This window comes from Paenibacillus terrae, assembly GCF_005217525.1.
GTDB lineage: Bacteria > Bacillota > Bacilli > Paenibacillales > Paenibacillaceae > Paenibacillus > Paenibacillus terrae_C.
This window is the reverse complement of record NZ_PNXQ01000005.1, coordinates 347,933-366,522: the sequence shown is the minus strand read 5'-3', so window position 1 is coordinate 366,522 and position 18,590 is coordinate 347,933. Positions and strand designations below refer to the sequence as shown.

At 48.3% G+C, this 18,590-nt stretch carries 17 protein-coding genes; 12 read left to right on the top strand and 5 right to left on the bottom strand.

Features of this window, described 5'->3' with window-relative positions; translation table 11 throughout:
• Window positions 1–295 (top strand): ATP-binding cassette domain-containing protein (locus C1I60_RS25195; RefSeq protein WP_491844690.1); only part of this gene is annotated, 295 nt, incomplete at its 5' end.
• Window positions 292–1,092, top strand: a complete 801-nt coding sequence (locus C1I60_RS04890) for an ABC transporter permease (RefSeq protein ID WP_137060736.1) — start codon at window positions 292–294, stop codon at window positions 1,090–1,092. The genes C1I60_RS25195 and C1I60_RS04890, both read left to right, overlap by 4 nt.
• Window positions 1,093–1,186: 94 nt before the next feature.
• On the opposite strand, the gene C1I60_RS04885 is transcribed toward C1I60_RS04890, so the two are convergent.
• Window positions 1,187–2,191 (bottom strand): cellulase family glycosylhydrolase, encoded by a 1,005-nt coding sequence (locus C1I60_RS04885; protein ID WP_137060735.1) that lies wholly within the window; start codon window positions 2,189–2,191, stop codon window positions 1,187–1,189.
• Between the two features lie 166 nt (window positions 2,192–2,357).
• Between C1I60_RS04885 and C1I60_RS04880 the strand changes: the two genes are divergently transcribed.
• The 3 genes from C1I60_RS04880 to C1I60_RS04870 are packed head-to-tail and all read left to right on the top strand — an operon-like array spanning window position 2,358 to window position 5,297.
• The gene (locus C1I60_RS04880) at window positions 2,358–3,590 is read left to right on the top strand and encodes an ABC transporter substrate-binding protein (RefSeq protein ID WP_137060734.1); all 1,233 of its coding nucleotides are present in this window, start codon (window positions 2,358–2,360) and stop codon (window positions 3,588–3,590) included.
• A gap of 16 nt (window positions 3,591–3,606) precedes the next feature.
• A complete protein-coding gene (locus C1I60_RS04875) occupies window positions 3,607–4,473 on the top strand; it encodes a carbohydrate ABC transporter permease (RefSeq protein ID WP_137060733.1) in 867 nt (288 codons plus the stop codon).
• Window positions 4,473–5,297, top strand: coding sequence for a carbohydrate ABC transporter permease (locus C1I60_RS04870; RefSeq protein WP_137060732.1), 825 nt, complete (start codon window positions 4,473–4,475; stop codon window positions 5,295–5,297). Before C1I60_RS04875 ends, C1I60_RS04870 begins: the two co-directional genes overlap by 1 nt.
• Window positions 5,298–5,403: 106 nt before the next feature.
• Here C1I60_RS04870 and C1I60_RS04865 read toward each other — a convergent pair whose 3' ends face one another.
• From C1I60_RS04865 to C1I60_RS04855, 3 genes are all read right to left on the bottom strand, one after another.
• A complete protein-coding gene (locus tag C1I60_RS04865) occupies window positions 5,404–7,089 on the bottom strand; it encodes a DUF4179 domain-containing protein (RefSeq protein ID WP_137060731.1) in 1,686 nt (561 codons plus the stop codon).
• On the bottom strand, window positions 7,058–7,609 hold the full coding sequence (locus C1I60_RS04860) for an RNA polymerase sigma factor (protein ID WP_137060730.1): 552 nt from the start codon (window positions 7,607–7,609) through the stop codon (window positions 7,058–7,060). Before C1I60_RS04860 ends, C1I60_RS04865 begins: the two co-directional genes overlap by 32 nt.
• 385 nt (window positions 7,610–7,994) lie before the next feature.
• The gene (locus C1I60_RS04855; protein ID WP_137060729.1) at window positions 7,995–9,002 is read right to left on the bottom strand and encodes an acrylyl-CoA reductase family protein; all 1,008 of its coding nucleotides are present in this window, start codon (window positions 9,000–9,002) and stop codon (window positions 7,995–7,997) included.
• 301 nt (window positions 9,003–9,303) lie between these two features.
• Here C1I60_RS04855 and C1I60_RS04850 point away from each other — a divergent pair, with 301 nt between their 5' ends.
• Window positions 9,304–10,713 carry an MATE family efflux transporter gene (locus tag C1I60_RS04850; RefSeq protein ID WP_137060728.1) on the top strand — a complete coding sequence of 470 codons (1,410 nt, stop codon included), beginning with the start codon at window positions 9,304–9,306 and terminating at the stop codon, window positions 10,711–10,713.
• Between the two features lie 333 nt (window positions 10,714–11,046).
• The gene (locus C1I60_RS04845; RefSeq protein WP_137060727.1) at window positions 11,047–12,060 is read left to right on the top strand and encodes a LacI family DNA-binding transcriptional regulator; all 1,014 of its coding nucleotides are present in this window, start codon (window positions 11,047–11,049) and stop codon (window positions 12,058–12,060) included.
• A gap of 188 nt (window positions 12,061–12,248) precedes the next feature.
• On the opposite strand, the gene C1I60_RS04840 is transcribed toward C1I60_RS04845, so the two are convergent.
• The gene (locus C1I60_RS04840) at window positions 12,249–13,205 is read right to left on the bottom strand and encodes a sugar kinase (protein ID WP_137060726.1); all 957 of its coding nucleotides are present in this window, start codon (window positions 13,203–13,205) and stop codon (window positions 12,249–12,251) included.
• 340 nt (window positions 13,206–13,545) lie between these two features.
• On the opposite strand from C1I60_RS04840, the gene kduI reads away from it, so the two are divergent.
• From kduI to C1I60_RS04815, 5 genes are all read left to right on the top strand, one after another.
• Window positions 13,546–14,376, top strand: a complete 831-nt coding sequence (kduI, locus tag C1I60_RS04835) for a 5-dehydro-4-deoxy-D-glucuronate isomerase (RefSeq protein ID WP_137060725.1) — start codon at window positions 13,546–13,548, stop codon at window positions 14,374–14,376.
• A gap of 76 nt (window positions 14,377–14,452) precedes the next feature.
• A complete protein-coding gene (locus C1I60_RS04830; protein WP_137060724.1) occupies window positions 14,453–15,097 on the top strand; it encodes a bifunctional 2-keto-4-hydroxyglutarate aldolase/2-keto-3-deoxy-6-phosphogluconate aldolase in 645 nt (214 codons plus the stop codon).
• A 74-nt stretch (window positions 15,098–15,171) separates the two neighbouring features.
• The gene (kduD, locus tag C1I60_RS04825; protein WP_137060723.1) at window positions 15,172–15,948 is read left to right on the top strand and encodes a 2-dehydro-3-deoxy-D-gluconate 5-dehydrogenase KduD; all 777 of its coding nucleotides are present in this window, start codon (window positions 15,172–15,174) and stop codon (window positions 15,946–15,948) included.
• Window positions 15,949–16,207: 259 nt separating this feature from the next.
• Window positions 16,208–17,446 carry a CynX/NimT family MFS transporter gene (locus tag C1I60_RS04820; RefSeq protein ID WP_137060722.1) on the top strand — a complete coding sequence of 413 codons (1,239 nt, stop codon included), beginning with the start codon at window positions 16,208–16,210 and terminating at the stop codon, window positions 17,444–17,446.
• Window positions 17,427–18,578, top strand: a complete 1,152-nt coding sequence (locus C1I60_RS04815) for a winged helix-turn-helix domain-containing protein (RefSeq protein ID WP_137060721.1) — start codon at window positions 17,427–17,429, stop codon at window positions 18,576–18,578. Before C1I60_RS04820 ends, C1I60_RS04815 begins: the two co-directional genes overlap by 20 nt.
• Window positions 18,579–18,590 lie beyond the last annotated feature (12 nt).

The following is an 18,590-nucleotide window of genomic DNA, read 5'->3' as shown; positions in this document are numbered from 1 at the left end:
GCTCGGGATTGCGCAGTCTATGCTGGGGGCTCCAGAGCTTCTATTGCTAGATGAACCGGCGAACGGCCTTGGCCCTATGGGAATGTGGGAGCTGAGAGATATTGTGCTCCGTCTGCGTGATTCAGCGAATTATGCCTTTTTTATCTCCGGTCATCTATTGGATGAATTGCAACAGATGTGTGATGAACTCATTGTAATCAAAGAGGGCAGGCTAGTTTGGAAGGGATCTGCTGATCAACTGGTGGAGGACGGTCAACGGCTGGAGGATGCTTTTATGGGATTAATGGGACTATGAAGCTATTAATATACAGTGAGTTCGAGCGATTATGGAGACGAAAGTGGTTCTGGCTCATGGTTTTATGTACACCGATGCTAGCCTGTTCGACAGGCGTATATTTTTTGCGCACGATGAAGGTTCCTGTAGAGGTATTATCCTTAAACTTTGTCGTTATTGGTCTGCGTGAGAATTTGTTTTTAGCATGCAATATAGCTGTGGCTGCTTTAGCTGCTGCTGTATACACTGAGGAATTTCGAAGCGGGCAACTGCGTTTGTTATTTATGCGCCGATATACCCGTGGTCAGATTTTCTGGAGTAAGCTGCTGGTTTTGAATGCTTCTATCTTGCTTCTTCTCATTGCATTTGCAGTATCCTCGCAGGTGATCGTTGAAGTATGGACTCTTTCATATGATGTAAGTGATGCGGGGCTGTCTGGATCTCAAGGACTGCAGATGCTTGAATACTATGGTTGGGCGCTTGCCTCATTAGTAGCAATAAGCTCCTTGTACTGCTTTGTCGCTATGCACAGCAAGAGTGTAACGTATGCCATCGGTGTTTGTATGGTATATAATCTGGGCTCTCTGTTGTTTGATTCGTTGTACTTAAAATTGGCCTCTTTTGTTTCTCATATCCCATACTTATACAACGTAATTACATTTATGATTATTCCGTATATGCAGCGTACAGGATTAGATAGATCTTCAATGGGCAATTTGTCCGTGAATGGAGCGATTGCTACTGCTGTTAGTTTATATCTTATCTTTTTTACTTGGGGGGCATACCGACGCTTTGTGGCCGATGATTATTTGTATTAGGGGGATTTCTCCATATAAAAGTGGAAAAGATCCAATCGACCGCTTGAGAGTCAGTTGGATCTTTTTTAACACTAATTCCTCCTGAGACTCTACCTTAGTACACCGAAGCTGTCTTCGAAGTGTTCTTGATACCGTTGGCATCGTTCAATATGATATTGCCCCATGCCGTCGGCGTTTTCCAGTCGCTGCTGTTCACAAGGTCAAGCCATGCGTTTTCGCTGTTGTTGCCCGTCCAGGACCAGGCCAGATAGCCTATGCCTTTGGCTTGGGATTGCTTCATGACCTCATAAGGGTTCACGGTGGTGCCCAGATTGTTGTTGCCATTATTGTAGTTGTAGCCAAACTCGCCCACGATGACAGCCAGCCCCCTATCCTTCATAGCTTGCAGCTCGGAGCCGATTTTGCTGGAATCATTGTAGTTGGCGTACATATGGACGGAGAACAGCAAATTATGGTTGGGATCATGCTGCAACAGCTCAACGCCATGGGCCTTAATCGGGGAAGCATATTGTCCCCAACCGGAGCCGTCGATCACAATCGTATTCGGCAGGCCTGCGTTGCGCAGCGTGGTGATGGCCGTTTTGTAAGCGTCCCGCCATGCGGCATCGGTGAGGTTGTGGTCACCCCACTCATTCGCGATATTCACGAGTACGTATTTCTGGTTATCGGCCAGTACCTTTTTCACCGCTGGTTGAGCAAAATAACGGGCCATATCGTTCAAACGATTGGCATCATTGCTGCCCGTAACATCGTGCAGTTCAACGACGGAAATCAGCTTGAGCTGTTTGGCACGGTTGATAATTTCCTCCAGTCTTTGTGCCGATCCATTCGTCTGCCACACAATGCGAACGGTGTTGGACTTCGTCGCTGCAATGGTATCCAATGCCTGATAGGCCTGTGTATCAAACCAGATATGAGGGTTATTCACTCCACGCATGACAAAGGTATTTCCGTTCGCATCCTTCAGACTGGTTCCGTTTACATAAAACCCCGAGGCTGCAAATGATGTACCTCCATTCAACAAACCCATGCCGGAACAAAGCAGAAGCACTACAGTGAATACCAATACTTTTTTGGCATATAACCGCCAATCTCTCACAAACCAACGCCTCCTCTTCTATAGTCAAGTTAATCCTATGTTGAAAATGCACATATATTACACCTGTTGTGATGCTGGAATAGTATATCGTTTCTTTTACATAGACTTCGGGTATTAATTGTCTAGTCACGCAATAGATTGACATAGGGGAAAAGGAGGTATGAGTATGTGGAAATGGGGCAAGTGGCTGTCAATACTAGCTTCGATACTTCTAATGGCGATTATTGTAAGCGCATGCAATAGGGATGACGCGCCAGGCAAGGTGAAGATTGAATTTTTCCAGAACAAGCCGGAGGCCAAGGGTTCCTTCGATAAGCTGATCTCCCGATTCAACCAGGAGCATCCCGGTATTGAAGTGACACAGGTGAATCCGCCGGAGGCAGAGACGGTACTATTGACCCGAGTGGTCAAAAATGATGTACCTGACATTGTGGGGCTTGGGGCCACGGATACCTATTCCATTTTGGCGCAGAGCGGTATTTTTACGGATCTAGCGAATACAGAATTGCCACGTACCGTGGACCCAATTTACCTCAAAATGCTTAAGGATGTGACCGGGGCCGATCCGGTGTACGGAATCCCTTATGCCGCCAATGCGAATGGTGTGATGTATAACAAAACGCTTTTTAAGGAAATGGGATTACAGGTGCCCAAAACGTGGGACGAACTGATCGCAACGGCACAAAAGATCAAGGCCGCAGGCAAAATCCCGTTCTATTTTACATATAAAGATGATTGGCAGACGAATCTTCCCTTCAATGCACTTGGCCCGAATCTGGTGGGCATTGATTTTTTTCTGCAACGACGTGAAAATCAGGTCACCTTTCAGGACAAGTACCGCGAGGTGGCGGAGAAGCAGTTAGAGCTGCTGAAATACGGACATGGCGATAATTTTGGCAAAAACTATGCGGACGGGAACCGTGCCTTTGCTAATGGACAGGGGTTTATGTATATCCAAGGCTCATGGGCGATATCTGAAATCCGCAAGGCGAATCCGAAGGTGGAGCTTGGATTCTTCCCGTTACCAACAGGGAACGATGAACAGGCGGTCAAGCTGGTGTCTGGTATAGATACACTGTTAGCTGTTTCGGAGAGCACTCCGCATAAAAAAGAGGCCGAGGAGTTCATTGCCTTCCTGCTGAAGCCGGAGAACAGCAAGCAGTACATTACAGAGCAGACGCTGTTTTCAGCGGTGAAGGGAGTCACGCAGGATGACCCGAGTGTAGCGGAGCTGCTGCCGTATTTTAAATCCGGGCGTGTCATTGATTTTGCCGATCATTATATTCCGAAAGCCGTACAGTTAAACTCTATTGTGCAGGCCTTCCTGCAAAACGGAGACATCGACGCTTATTTGGCGAAGCTGGACAGTGAATGGGATAAGGTAGCTAACCGCCGATAGGGGAGGAGGATAAGACATGAACAAGCGACTAACGGCTTTCTATGGGATGACCGTGCCGGCTGTCCTGTTGTTTTTTATATTTTTGACATTGCCTGCTTTGCAGGGCTTTTATTATTCGCTCACAAACTGGAACGGCTTTGGTCATCAATATCACTTTGTCGGGTTCAAAAACTATATCAACCTGTTTCAGGACGACAATGTGGGTAACGCCTACTGGTTTACCTTCAAATTTGCAATTGTAGTTACGATTGCGATTAATGTCCTCAGTTTACTGATTGCGCTGGGGCTGAATGCTAAAATTCGGTTCCGTAACTTTTTCAGGGGTATTTATTTTCTGCCTAATATTTTGAGCGTGCTGATTGTCGGGTACATATTCAATTACCTGTTTTCGAACGTGTTTACGATTTGGGGGCGAAATTTAGGTATTACCTCATTGTCGACGAACATTTTGGGCAGCGAACAGTTGGCTTGGGTGGGGATTGTGATTGTAGCCGTATGGCAGGGGATTGCCTTCAATACGATTCTGTATCTGGCCGGGCTGCAAACCATTCCAACCAGTCTGTATGAGGCATCCAATCTGGACGGTGCAGGCAAGTGGCGTGAATTCTGGAGTATTACGTTTCCGCTGATTGCCCCGTTTTTTACGATCAATATGGTATTGGCGATGAAAAATTCTCTCATGGTGTTCGACCAAATCGTGGCCTTGACGAACGGAGGGCCGGGGCGGGCGACACAGTCGATATCACACTTGATCTATACAGGGGGCTTTAGAGGCGGGGAATTTGCTTATCAGTCGGCGAACTCTGTTATTTATTTTATTGTGATTGCGATGATTTCCATCTTGCAGCTGCGATTCCTCCAGAGAAGGGAGATGGATAACTGATGAGAACGAGCAGACATACCAACTGGCCTGTACTTCTTTTGGTGGCGTTGGGGACGATATTTATCCTGTTTCCCCTCTATATGACAGTGACGATTGCGCTTAAAAATCCCGAGCAGATGGCGCATTCTGCCTTTGCTTTTCCAATGGAGCTGCATTGGGAAAATTTTAGTCGTGCGGTGGACATGACCAACTTTTTCAGCGCTTTTCAGAATAGTGTAGTGGTTACAACATCGACGGTAGTGCTGACGCTGTTAACCAATTCCATGGTCGCATATGCGATTGCGCGTAATATGCAGCGGCGCTTTTTTAAGGGGTTATATTTTTATTTTGTGAGCGCGATGTTCATTCCGTTCCCGATCATTATGCTGCCGATTGTCAAATTGGCCTCGGGACTTCACATGACCAATCTGTTTGGTCTGATTATGCTGCATACGGTGTACGGGCTGGCGTTTAATGTGTTCGTCTATGTCGGCTATATCCGTTCCATTCCGGTGGCGCTGGAAGAAGCGGCTACGGTGGACGGGGCGACGACATGGGGCACGTTCTGGCGAATTATTTTTCCATTGATGGCACCGATCAGTGCTACCGTGGGGATTCTCACCTGCCTGTCCACCTATAACGATTTTCTGCTGCCGCTCATTATTATCAGCGACCCGGAGCAGTATACGCTGCCGCTCGTTCAGTATGTGTTCCAGGGACAGTTCAATACAGACTTCAATCTGGCCTTTGCCTCGTATCTGATGGCCTTGCTACCGATGATTATCGTCTATCTGATGGCACAAAAATGGATCATCAACGGCGTTACGCAAGGCTCTGTGAAGTAGTGAGAATAGAATAACTCCAACCACATCGCAGCTTACTGGAAAAAATAAAGGTGTCCCATATACCGCAGCTCACACAGGTATATGGGACACCCTTTTTATAGGATTGCTATTTGGATGCTTCGCTTTGGGTCGTCAGAGGCTGTATGGGTACAGTAATCTCTGCTTCTGGTTCGTCCGTTGTATAGAAGAACATATAGATAGAAGCCTCGGTTCCCTTGAAATTCTTATAGACATCAACCGCTTTGTTAATGCCGTCCCCTGTAAAATTAGCCGAGATTGGTCTGCCCAAAATCCGTTCTTTACCCAGGCCAATATGAGTCTGGTTGATCCCGCCAAATCGAGCGTCCTCGCTTTCAGTTTCTACGAACAAGTCCGCCCCTTGCTTGTAGTAGGTCCACTTCACAGGATAACCGCCGATTTGTGTAGTTAGCGTCTGTTTTTGTTCAGAAATATCCGTTAAACGCTGCGGCGTATTGTCATCCGAATGGATCGTAACCTTATATTTCCCTGTAAACGTAATCGGTGTGTCCTTGGTAATCACAAGATCAGAGGGTCGTTCAAAACGGATGGTGGTCAGATCAGGAGTGCTGCTGGGTGGTGACCATTTGTTACCCTCTAACGTTTTTCCGTTCACGGAAAGGAAGTATTTTTGATAAGGGATATCGGCGAATTTCTTCTTGCCTCTGATCGTAAGGCGGATTTGCGTAGGTGTGACAACCATCTGTTCCATTGTGAAATTCGGATTTCCTTTCTCCAGCGGGATATTCAGTGCTGACTTGATTGTTCCGCTTTCCATCCGCTTTTTGCTTAATTGCAGATCAAAATTTATCGGTTCATCTATACTTTTCTCGGTTTTGGCATATTGCAGCTTGTAAGTAATTTGTCCTTCCGGTATATGTTCCCGCATAAAATATTGCTGTGCTGTATACTCCCCGTTATCTCCGGGTGTGCCAAAAGCCCCTCCAGGCTGCGCCATCACAGGCTCTCCGCCTTTGTAGGCAATGATTTGCGGATTATCCCATCTCTTGGGTATCGACGAATCGAAGGTAATCCCCGAGGACAGCATCAGTTTATCCTTCCCTTGTTCAAATACCTGCACCTTCATATCCTGTAAACCGTCACGATCCAGTGTGAAAGTTTGTATTTTGGGAGATTGGGTATCAAGCGGTAAATCCAGCTCCTGTATGCTGTAAAGCTCTACATGTGCTACGGTCAGCTGCATGTTCTCTGTGTCCTGCTGCGGTGTCCAGTCACTTTCAAAGTACCCGTTGTACCGTTGATTTTTTGGGTCCCATTGCTGAAAGTTATACTCCCCTTCACTGTTTTTCCCCGTGGCGTTTTTAAGTGATATGCCTTTGACATTCCAAAACTCGTTGTCTGCCCGTTTTCCGACCTCCAGGCTGTACAGGATCACGGTCCGGTTCTCATCGACAATAGCTGTATGTAGCGTTAGCTTCACACCGTCTCTGGTCACAGACTGCTCCAGTGGTTGCCCAAGGTCTTGATTTAGAGCCGTCTGAATGCCGCTTCTTCCGTGTAGCAAATTGTCCCAATTATAATGGATAGCGGCATAGACGGGAACTGCAACCAGAAGTGCACTCAGAGAAGCGGTTATCGTTATTTTGCGCCAATTTTTGTGTCGGCGTGGAGCAACGGCTTCGGAATGGTCCGTCGTGGTAGGCGCAGTATACCCTGCCTGTTCCATACGGCTCCACATGTTCTCAAAATCGGGATAGGGAACTCCCGCATCATCATTTAGTTTATGCTTCAAGGTTTCTTCTATTTTGCTCATAGCTGTCTCCTTCCAACTCGGAAATCTGTACGCCTGCATCCCGCAGTATCCGCTCCATTAACCGAAGTCCTTTGTGCGTCCTTGATTTGACAGTCCCTAGTGGGATTGCCAGCAGCTCGGATATTTCCCCTAAAGTAAAATCATGCATATAGCGAAGTGTCAGCACAGCGCGGATTTTGGCCGGAAGACGATTCATATAAACAGCCCATTCCTCTGCGGCTTCGCGCTCCTCCACCAGCCTGTCTACAGGCTTGCTTTCGATCCCGGCAAATAAATGGGGATTAGCTGACACCTTCATATGCAAGCTGTTCCGGCGTTTGAGGTAATTCAGACAATGGTTTACTGTAATTTTCATAATCCAGGCTTTTAGGTGTTCGATGTGTTCACGATTGCTGCGAAATAGGGTGATAAACACTTCTTGTGTCAAATCTTCTGCATCCGACGGGTCATGAACCATATAGTAGCAGGTTCGATATACATCCCGTTGATACCTGTCAAACAACTCTCGATTGCTTTCCAATATTCGCTCTCCTTTCTTGTGCGGGTTATCTATATAACAACTGGAGCTCCAAAAAGGTTCATGGTTGAGGATTTTGCAAAAATCCACAAAGCGACGTGTAATCAGGAATATATAGATCGAAGTGATTTTATTCGTCTATATATTGTACTTTGGAGCGACTGGAATCGAATTTTGCAAAATCCTGTGTTGTGAAAAGTAAACGTCCGCGTCGATGTATTTCGCTTTTCTTCAAATGTATCATGTTTTATCGAACGAAAAAGAAGCCTGTAAATCTCAAAAACGGCAGATTTACAGGCTTCTTACATTTTCCGAAGTTAGACACGAAGGAATGAACAGACCTTTACGTAGAAGGTCATCGACAGATAGCTTGCGGACACACCTCCGCTTAGTCAGCCAGCCGCACGAGCGTTCTGCCCTGGGAGCGGGCCGCCAGGATGTCCTCCAGCGCGCTTGGTAGGTCAGCCAGCCCGATTTCGCGCTCGACGAGCTGCTCCAGCTGTTTCGGCTTCCAATCGCTGCCGAGCCGCTTCCAAATCGCTACGCGGGTTTCATAAGGGCAGAAGACGGAGTCTATGCCCAGCAGGCTGACACCGCGCAAGATAAACGGCAGCACTGTGGTAGGCAGCTTGGTGCCTGCCGTCAGACCGCTCACGGCAACGGAGCCATTGTATGCGATCTGGCTGAGCAGCGAAGCGAGCGGTTTTCCGCCTACGGGATCAATAGCCGCTTGCCAAAGCTGCTTGCCGAGCGGGCGGATGCTCTCCGCGCCGTCGTAGACCTCATCGCGGGAGATCACCTCAGCCGCTCCGAGCGCCTTGAGGTAGTCGTGCGCCTCGGCTTTGCCGCTGCTCGCTACGACGTGGTAGCCCCTCTTGCCCAGCAGGGCAATCGCGGCTCCGCCTACGCCCCCCGTTGCTCCGGTGACGAGCACCTTGCCCTGATCGGGCGTAACGCCGTTTTGCTCCAGCCGATGCAACGACAGGGCTGCGGTGAAGCCGGCTGTCCCGTAAATCATGGCCTCTCTTGGTGTGAGTCCGTCCGGAAGCGGAACTACCCAGTCCGCAGGTACACGCGCATATTCGCTGAAACCTCCGAATTGAGACACACCAAACCCGTATCCGGTAACGAGAACGGCTTGTCCTTCGCTGAAACGGTTATCCTCTGAAGAGACGACGGTTCCCGAGCAATCTATACCCGGCACAAACGGATAGGCTTTGACAATATTTCCATCCTTGCGGGCGGCAAGCCCGTCTTTATAATTGATGCTGGAATAAGCGACACGAATCAATACTTCTCCAGCAGGTAAACTGCCAGCCTCCAAAGAGCGTACCTCTGCTTGAACTTCACCGTCCTGTATCTGGTCGACGACTAGGGCCTGAAATGATTGAGTCATCTGTATAGCCTCCTTTATTTCAATATAAGCCTGTGACGGCGAACATTTTAGTATACTTCACAAATCATGCACAAACAGTATACAATCATCCGCGCAGCCTGTCAGCGGCAATGCTCACAGGCCCATATTCTATGATATCCTTCTGCGTTTCAATAAAGTTCGATAATCAGTTGTGAAGAGGGTGATAAATGAAATCTTACGCATTTTGCAAATCATTTTACACAAACGGGATGTATTTTCAGAAAGACTGTGCTAACATACCCTTTGTTCGTTAAATAATTCTATGAAGAAAGGTGAATGAATGACAACCAGAGCACTAAAAAAAGGGTCGGTATTGTCCGAAGCAAAGGGACTGAATTTGTTCCATTTGACATGGCCCATTTTCCTTGAATTGTTCCTGTTTATGCTGATGGGCAGCGTCGATACGTTCATGATCAGTTCTGTATCTGATAACGCCGTGTCGGGTGTAGGCGCGTCCAACCAAATTATTTCAATTGCTATCCTTGTACTGGAGGTTATCGGCAACGGCGCTGCTATCGTCGTAGCTCAATATATCGGTTCTAAAAAGCTTGTGGAAGCGGCCCAGGTTACGGGTACGGCCATTACCTTGAATTTGATGGTAGGTCTTTTGCTTAGCGTGATTTTTCTTGTATTTGGTACTCATATGTTGCAATGGCTTAACGTCCAGGGAGATATTCTGGTTTATGCGGAATCCTATATGAGTATCGTCGGGGGTGCCATTTTCCTTCAGGCATTGATCAACGCGTTGGCGGCGACGATTCGTACACATGGTTTTACCAAGGAAACGATGTATGTGTCTGTGCTGATGAACGTGATTCACGTCATCGGTAACTATGTTTTGATTTTCGGACATTGGGGAATGCCTGCGCTCGGCGTAGAGGGGGCAGCTATTTCTACGGTAGGAAGCCGCTTTATTTGTCTCCTGATTTTCTTCTGGCTGATGTACCGCGTAACTGAGGTGCGGGTCGAGTGGAAATATTACGTCCAATTGTCCAAAAAGTTTATCGCTAAAATTTTGCGCATTGGTGTACCCTCCGCGCTGGAGTCCATCATGTATCAGTCGTGTCAGCTCATTTTCACACTGTACGTGACCTATCTGGGTGCAGAAGCGATGGCAACCCGTCAATATGCCAATAACATTTCGAGCTATATCTACTTGTTCAGTATGGCGGTTGGCATGGGTACAGCCATCGTGGTCGGAAGGCTGGTCGGAGCCAGACAGAAGGATACCGCTTATAAACGTGTAATGAGTAGTGTAAAATGGGCGCTTCTGGTGACTGTGATTATTGATGTGATTGTTATCTTTTTCCGTGTGCCATTGCTCAGCCTGTTCACCGAAAACCCTGAGATTATTCGCTTGGGAGCGCAGGTGATTTTACTTAGCATTCTGTTGGAAACCGGTCGGACGACGAATATCGTTATTATTAACTCGTTGCGTGCTGCTGGAGATGCCAAGTTCCCGGTCTTTATAGGACTGATCTCCATGGTCTGCATGAGCTTGCCGCTCGGTTATCTGCTTGTGTTCAAGCTGGATATGGGACTTGCTGGTGTGTGGTTGGCGATTGCCGCAGATGAATGGACTCGTGCCTTCATTATGTATGCCCGCTGGAGAAGCCGTTTGTGGGAAAAGCATGCGCTGGTGGAGCACGATACACCGGATCAGCCAGCAACCCCGATTCCGGTACACTGATTCGAGGATCATTTATGATGATGTGGAGGTAGTTCAAGAGAGCATCTTGAACTGCCTCTTTTTGCTGCCCTGAGAGTAAATAGTAGTTTTATAATGGAAGCATCACATCCCCGGATTTCTACTCTGATCATAGGCTTAAATTCCAGAAATCCGGGAGCGGTGGCGATGGGAAGCACCATCCGTCTGCGCAGTGGCACGATAGGTAAGTTTTAAGTTCAGATTATATAATCATGGTATTCATAAATAGAAGTATGGTAAATTTACTAAAAAAAAGATATACTTTTGTTGCACTAATGCAGTGCATGCAGTACATGAGGGACAAGGAGCGTATTCATGAAGAAACCGACGATTGAAGATGTTGCCCAGAAGGCGGGAGTGTCTAAAAGCACCGTCTCGCAGTTTCTGAACAAACGATATAAATACATGAGCGACCAGACCAGAGACCGGATTGCCGAGGTCATTCGGGAATTAAATTATCAGCCCAACGGGCTGGCCCGCAGTTTAAAACAGAACCGGACGTTTATGGTGGGTGTCATTGTAGCCAACATTGATTACACGTTGTCGATCCAGTCCATTCGGGCTATTGAAGAGGAATTGCAGCGTTTTGGCATTCAGGTAATCATCTGTAACGCCGACGAAAACCCGGACAAGGAGAGCCAGTATATTGAGATGCTCAAGGCCCGTCAGGTGGACGGATTGATTATTTTCCCGACAGGCAAGCATGCGGATATTTACAACCAGCTCATTCGTGAAAAGTACCCGTTGGTGTTTTTGGATCGTCTGGTAGATGGTGTGAACACGCGCAGCCTGCTGCTGGATAACGAAATGGCGGTCAAGCTGGCGATTCAGGAGCTGGTGGCCCATAAGCATGAGCGGATCGCGCTGATTACCCTGCCGCTGGGACTGAACCGGATTACTCCAAGGGTAGAGCGGTTGAGCGGGTACAAAAAGGCGCTGGAGGAGCGTGGCTTGCCCTTTCGGGAAGAGTACATGCGCAGTGTGTCGAAGGAGGATATCCAGCAGACGCTGGAGGAGCTATTTCAGTTGCCGGAGCCGCCGACTGCGCTGTTGGCCGGGAACGATATCGTGCTGGCAGAGGTACTGAAATATGTGAATGCCCGACGTATACGTATTCCGTCCGAGCTATCCATTATCGGAATTGACGATGCAGAGTTTGCGCATATTTACAATCCGCCGATTACGACCATTACGCAGCCGATTGCGGATATGGGAAAGCAGGCAGCGAAAACGTTGTTGTCCAGCATCGAGGAGGACGGCGAATCGGTTCCGATCATTTACCGCTTTGTACCTGATTTAAACCGGGGCGAGTCCGTCAAAACGTTGTAGGTGAACTTCTAATACCACATTATAAAAAAATAACCCGTATTCCTGTCTGCGTTATAAGCCTGCATATACTTGCTCAGGCCGCGCATAAGTGAATACGGGTTATTTGAGTTATATCCAAAGCTTCCTAGCTCACCCTTGTTGAGCTTGCGGAACCAGCGCTGAAGGAAAAGGCAAGGTAAGAAACCTGCCTAATTCGTGCTGGCGCTGAGCAAAAAGGACTCCAGCTCCGATCGCGTAGGATAGCCGTCCATGTCTCCGGCTGACATGACAGCCAGCGCGCCAAGGGCGTTGCCGCGCTTGACCGCTTCGGCCAGGGGCAAGCCCTCCAGCAGTGCGCTGATGACGCCAGCGGCAAAGCCGTCGCCCGCCCCAACGGTATCGACGACATGCTTCACTCGGAAGCGTTTCACATATCCTTCTGTATCGGCGGATTTATAATACGCGCCTTCCGTCCCCAGCTTGATGATGACCAGCGAAGTACCGCGGTCAAGGTAGAAGGAAGCGATATCCTCAGGTGAGGTGTAGCCTGTCAATATTTTACCTTCATGAATGCCTGGCAGGAACCAGTCGCAACCCTCAGATGCCTCGTTAATAGCCTCCACCATCGTTTGCGTATCAGGCCATAACTTGGGTCTAAGGTTCGGATCAAAGGAGACGGTTTTCCCTGCCTTTTTCATAAACTGCCGCGCATGTCGTGCGAAGTCACGACACTCGGGAGACAGGGCGACAGAAATACCTGTAAAGTGCAGGTGGCGTGCCCCGGCAAAGTATGCCTCGTTAAAATCGGCGATGCTTAACGTGGAAGCGGCAGAGTGTCTGCGAAAATACTCGACCTCCGGGTCTCCGCTGGTGACTTTGGATTTAATCAGCATCCCGGTAGAGTAGTCTTTGGTAAACATGACGTTCTGGGTGTCGATCCCCTCCTGACGCAGCGCCCCGGCAATGAATTTGCCGAATGCATCCTCACCTAGTTTGGTCACGAGTCCCGCCCGTAGCCCCAATCGTGCCAAACCGGCCGAAACATTTGTCTCCGCCCCGGCCAGCGCTTTGGTGAACGAGCGCACCTCATCCAGAGAGCCTGCTTCATTGGCATAAAACATGGCCATCGGTTCTCCGAAGGTAACAGCATCCAATGTTGCGGTCATTCAAAATTCCTCCTTTGTTTAGTAAACTAAATCTGTAAGCGCATGCACCAACTGAATAAATTGAAATTATCACATAAATCGGTTTTTCACAATGAGGAAGTTGATATAATTGTTAAAAACTTTTTGGATAATGTAGATAAAAAAATATGAATTTGTTTATCAAACAGTAAAAAGAGTGTAAAAGTTCTTGAATATTAAGGATTTTTCAAGGAATGGTGAAGAATTGGGTTGACACCCCCATTGATAATTATTACAATTCTAGCTAAGAAGTAGAGTTAGAAACCGCTTTTATAACAATCCCATTGATAAAAAAGTTTATCTAAACAGGAGGAATGTTTTTATGGAAATGCGTTATTCAACTCATCCCGAACATGCCAAGCATTTTACGACTGAAGAGTTGCGTCAGCACTATTTGATACAGGAACTGTTTGTGCCTGAGGAAGTTAAGCTGGTTTATACGCATGAAGATCGTGTCATTATCGGGGGCATTCATCCCGTAAATAAATCCGTTGCGCTGGAAGGCAGCGATCAAATTAAGGCGGAAACCTTTTTGGAGCGCCGGGAACTGGGCATTTTTAATGTTGGAGGTAGCGGAACTGTAAAGGTAGACGGCGAAACCTACGAGTTGAACACGAAAGACTGTCTCTACGTAGGAAGAGGGGGCAAGGAGTTGATCTTTGAAAGCGATTCCAGCTCAAAACCTGCAAAATTTTACATTGTGTCGGCGCTGGCTCATACCACATATCCGACAGCGAAGCAGTCATTTGCCGATGTTCCGTCTGAAAGTCTGGGCGCGCAGGAAACAGCCAACAACCGCACCTTGCGTCGCTTTATCCATGATGAAGGCATTCAGAGCTGTCAGCTGGTAATGGGGATGACGACACTGGAAAACGGCAGTGTATGGAACTCCATGCCGACACATGTTCATGACCGTCGTATGGAAGTGTATTTCTACTTTGAGCTGGATGAGAACGCCAGAATGTTCCACATGATGGGTGAGCCGAACGAGACGCGCCATCTGGTGATGAAGAATGATGAAGCGGTTATTTCGCCACCTTGGTCTATCCACTGTGGTGCGGCTACTGGCAGCTATACCTTCATTTGGGGCATGGCCGGCGAAAATAAAACGTACAAAGACATGGATCAGGTAGCCATGAGCGAGTTGCGTTAATCCGGCATATTGGAGCGGGGTACTTGCAAGCGGCTAATGGAACATAGCCATCCCATTCGTGGAAAGGATCAGGAACATGACGAAAAAGAAAGTTTTGGAGCATATCACTTCGGTTGGTGTTGTTGCAGTCATTCGGGGAAACACAGCGGAGGAAGCGTACCAAATGTCCAAAGCCTGTATTGAAGGCGGTTTGGACAATATTGAGCTTACGTTTACCACGCCGGATGCGGATCGGGCGATTCGCAGATTGAGAGACGAATTTAAGGATCGGGCTGTTATTGGTGCGGGAACTGTACTGGAGCCGCTGACAGCGAGAATTGCTATTTTGGCTGGAGCAGAGTTCGTGGTGAGTCCTTCTTTTGAAGAAGAGACGGCGAAGCTGTGCAATTTATACGCGATTCCCTATATGCCCGGTTGCATGACGCTGAATGAAATTAAGGAAGCGATGAAGCTGGGTAGTGATGTTGTGAAGCTGTTCCCCGGTAGCGCCATGGGTGCGGATTTTGTCAAGGCGGTCAAAGGGCCAATGCCTCATGTGCAAATTATGCCAACGGGCGGCGTCGATCTGGATAACATGGAAACATGGCTGCGCAACGGAAGTGTCGCAGTGGGCATTGGAGGGAACCTGACGGCTCCGGCCAAGGATGGCCGCTACGATCTGATTACAGAGAACGCCGCGCGTTATGTAGCTAAATATAAGGAAGTTCGTGCAGCGCTGTAAGATTCATTGAGGTGAGCATTTTGCATAAATCTTAAGGTATATGCTTTACACTAAAATATGATGGAGGCGTAAGTATGGGTCTGGATACTTTTTCGTTGGATTTTTTCAGTCTGAAAGGCAAGACGGCAATTGTAACGGGAGGCAACACGGGTTTGGGTCAGGGATATTCAGTAGCTTTGGCCAAAGCGGGCGCAGATCTGTTCATTGTAGCTAACAATGATGAGTATGAAGAAACAAGACGTTTACTGGAACCTACAGGTGTGAAGGTGGCTTTTTATCAAGCTGACCTGACGGAAAAAGCATCTATTAAGAAAATTGTAGAAGAATGCATCAAGGAATTTGGTAAAATTGATATTCTTGTAAACAATGCGGGGACAATCCGTCGCGCTCCTTTGCTGGAGTACAAAGATGAGGATTGGGACGCGGTGATGGAAATCAACCTGAATGCTGTCTATCACCTGAGTCAGGAAGTAGCAAAGGTGATGGTTGAGCAAAAAAGCGGGAAAATTATCAACGTCGCTTCCATGCTTGCTTTTCAGGGTGGAAAGTTCGTTCCGCCGTATACAGCAAGTAAGCATGCAGTAGCTGGCTTGACCAAGGCGTTTGCCAACGAGCTGGCGGTTCATAATGTTCAGATTAATGCGATTGCTCCTGGTTATATTGCTACGGCGAACACTGCTCCAATCCGTGCGGATGAGAGCCGCAATCAGGAAATTTTGTCCCGTATTCCTGCGGGTCGTTGGGGTGATCCGTCCGATTTGATGGGAGTTGTTGTTTTCCTCGCAAGTCAGGGCTCCGATTACATGAACGGTCATATTTTGGCAGTGGATGGCGGCTGGCTGGTACGTTAAGGTTAAGCGGCACTGGATGCATCTAAATCATGGACAGAAAGCTGCCTCAAAAGGAAAGCATCCTTTCAGGCAGCTTTTGTTTGTTTGGCTGTAGCTGTGGTTGTACGCTGAATTGAAGATTTGGAGTGCTACGCTTATCCGTCCTATGCATATGGCATAAATGCCATTATAATTTAATGAGATCAAAATTGCCTAGGCTCCAGCCGTACACTCGGTTGGAGCCTTTGAGCATAACACAGATAGATTGGAGAATGGAGAGATGAGTTCACAGCAACACCAACGAGCTTTGGTATACAAATCCTTGTGGCATGCCGGTCCTTGGGTGCTTGCCGCAGGAATCATTCTGGTAGGTGCCAATCTGCGTGCCTCTATTACCTCGGTAGGGCCACTTGTCGGCATGATTAAGGATTCCTTGCATATTTCGAATACACTGAGCGGCTTGTTAACGACATTACCGCTGCTGGCTTTTGCGCTGTTGTCGCCTTTTGTAGCTAATCTGTCGCGCCGCTTCGGGTCCGCCCGTGTCATTTTTGGGGCATTACTGCTGCTGACCGCAGGTATTGTAGTGCGTTCTACGCTAGGAGTGACTGCATTATTTGCCGGGACAGCCATGCTGGGACTGGCGATTGCAGTGTGTAATGTTTTGCTGCCCAGTCTGATCAAGGAAGAGTTCCCCCGCAATAGCGGACTGATGACTGGAGTATATTCAGTATCCATGAATGTGGTTGCTGCAACGGCATCGGGATTGAGCGTGCCTTTGGCTCTAAACGCAGGTTTGGGTTGGCGCGGTTCTTTGGGGATATGGAGTATTGTAGGCGTGGTGGGCATTTTACTCTGGGTTCCCCAGCTTCTCAAGACGCGCAAAACAGTCAATAAAGCGGCGGTGTCCGCCCGAACTGTGAGTGTGTATACATCGTCTTTGGCCTGGAAGGTGACGTTGTTTATGGGGCTGCAATCTGCCTTGTTCTACGTCCCTGCCGCATGGTTTCCCCAGATGATGGTTGGACAGGGAATGGATTCAGAGACTGCGGGATGGATGCTGTCCGTGCTGCAGTTTTCGCAAATGCCATTTACTTTTATTGTGCCTATTTGGGCAGCTCGGGTAAAGGATCAGCGAATACTGGTTCTGATTATGGCTGCCCTGTATTTTATTGGTCTGGGTGGATTTTTGCTGGGGGCTACACAATGGAGTGTAATTTGGGTGATTTGCATCGGTATAGCGGGTGGTTTTGCTTTTCCGCTCGTGATGATGTTCTTTAATTTGAGGACCCGAACACCGCAGCAGGCAGCGGAGCTGTCCGGTATGGCGCAATCCTTTGGCTATTTGCTGGCGGCGACGGGGCCGACACTGTTTGGCTATTTGCATGATGCTACACATGGCTGGACCATTCCGCTGCTGCTGCTTTTGTCCCTGAGCGTATTGCTTCTGCTTACAGGGCTTGGTGCAGCCAAGAAACGATATGTTGGAGGCGAGGTGGATGATCAAGCCGCAATTTGATGGAGACGGCTACAGTGTAATCTGTGGTACGGACCGTGTCATCCTGCTCGCTAAGGAGTTTGCGTTGCTGCGATTTCTGTACGATAACCGCAATCAGGTGTTTACCAGGGAACAACTGCTGGATCGTGTATGGCCGCTGGAATATCCGGTGGAGCGCACGGTCGACGATCATATCTATAGATTGCGCAAAAAGCTCAAGCCATGGACTGCTCTTCGTATTCATACGATCAGAGGGTATGGCTACAGCTTGACCCTTGCAGATGCACAACGACAGAATCATCCGTCCCTGCAAGATCAGGAGGTACAAGACGCTGTCCATGGACTATTTCGAAAATATCAGTTGCTCGGACAGGGGGATTCCATCGTGGCGCTGGCCGCCCAGCAGGAGCAGATGGGGTTCGCACTGTCTCCTTTTTATCAGATGTATACCCGGTTTGTGCAGGCCGATATATTGTGGTTTTTAGAACGGGAGGACTTTGCTCCTAAAGATCGACTTTACTGGATGTTACTGCTATATTTAGGTACAGCAGGGGTAACGGATCAAGGACTTGCTCTGTGTGAGCGGGCGCTTGCCAGTGGATTACTGTCCGCTGAGCAGGAGCGGGAATTGCGTATCCTCAACATCCTGGAGGCTTATGTGGAGAATGGACAACCTGAACGCACACAGGAGAGACTTCCGCTGGCTTTTGCAGTGATGGAGCGGGATGAGCTGGACAAATTTGCGATGCCTGTTGCGCTGATGGAAATGCACATGCATCTGACCGCCAACCGTATAGAGGAGGCTAGGGTACTATCCGTTCGATTGGAAGGGATGCTATCAGAGGCTCCGTATTTGCGGGAGCTGGGGCGTTATCGGATGATGCAGGGATTCATGCTCCTGCTTACCGGGGGAGTGGACGAGGCCGAGCGGCTATTGGATGAGGGGCTGAACACGCTTGATATGGCTAAACAGGAGCTGCTTAAAATCAAGGCAGTCTGTCAAATCCGCGGCTTTTTGAAGCGTTATGGTATTTTTCCTGCGTTGGAAGAGAAATATGCTACTCAATATGAACGACTTGATCGGGACAATGGCTTAACGATGCATCGCTTGGCACTAAGGCGTTGGTTGGAGCAAACACTTTCTGCGATTTGATGTTTTTTACTG

Excerpts from the sequence above, each read along its gene's own strand:
- C1I60_RS04890 (WP_137060736.1), top strand. The coding sequence starts at position 292 with ATGAAGCTATTAATATACAGTGAGTTCGAGCGATTATGGAGACGAAAG.
- C1I60_RS04880 (WP_137060734.1), top strand. The coding sequence starts at position 2,358 with ATGTGGAAATGGGGCAAGTGGCTGTCAATACTAGCTTCGATACTTCTA.
- C1I60_RS04875 (WP_137060733.1), top strand. The coding sequence starts at position 3,607 with ATGAACAAGCGACTAACGGCTTTCTATGGGATGACCGTGCCGGCTGTC.
- C1I60_RS04870 (WP_137060732.1), top strand. The coding sequence starts at position 4,473 with ATGAGAACGAGCAGACATACCAACTGGCCTGTACTTCTTTTGGTGGCG.
- C1I60_RS04865 (WP_137060731.1), bottom strand. The coding sequence starts at position 7,089 with ATGAGCAAAATAGAAGAAACCTTGAAGCATAAACTAAATGATGATGCG.
- C1I60_RS04855 (WP_137060729.1), bottom strand. The coding sequence starts at position 9,002 with ATGACTCAATCATTTCAGGCCCTAGTCGTCGACCAGATACAGGACGGT.
- C1I60_RS04850 (WP_137060728.1), top strand. The coding sequence starts at position 9,304 with ATGACAACCAGAGCACTAAAAAAAGGGTCGGTATTGTCCGAAGCAAAG.
- C1I60_RS04845 (WP_137060727.1), top strand. The coding sequence starts at position 11,047 with ATGAAGAAACCGACGATTGAAGATGTTGCCCAGAAGGCGGGAGTGTCT.
- C1I60_RS04840 (WP_137060726.1), bottom strand. The coding sequence starts at position 13,205 with ATGACCGCAACATTGGATGCTGTTACCTTCGGAGAACCGATGGCCATG.
- kduI (WP_137060725.1), top strand. The coding sequence starts at position 13,546 with ATGGAAATGCGTTATTCAACTCATCCCGAACATGCCAAGCATTTTACG.
- C1I60_RS04830 (WP_137060724.1), top strand. The coding sequence starts at position 14,453 with ATGACGAAAAAGAAAGTTTTGGAGCATATCACTTCGGTTGGTGTTGTT.
- kduD (WP_137060723.1), top strand. The coding sequence starts at position 15,172 with ATGGGTCTGGATACTTTTTCGTTGGATTTTTTCAGTCTGAAAGGCAAG.
- C1I60_RS04820 (WP_137060722.1), top strand. The coding sequence starts at position 16,208 with ATGAGTTCACAGCAACACCAACGAGCTTTGGTATACAAATCCTTGTGG.
- C1I60_RS04815 (WP_137060721.1), top strand. The coding sequence starts at position 17,427 with ATGATCAAGCCGCAATTTGATGGAGACGGCTACAGTGTAATCTGTGGT.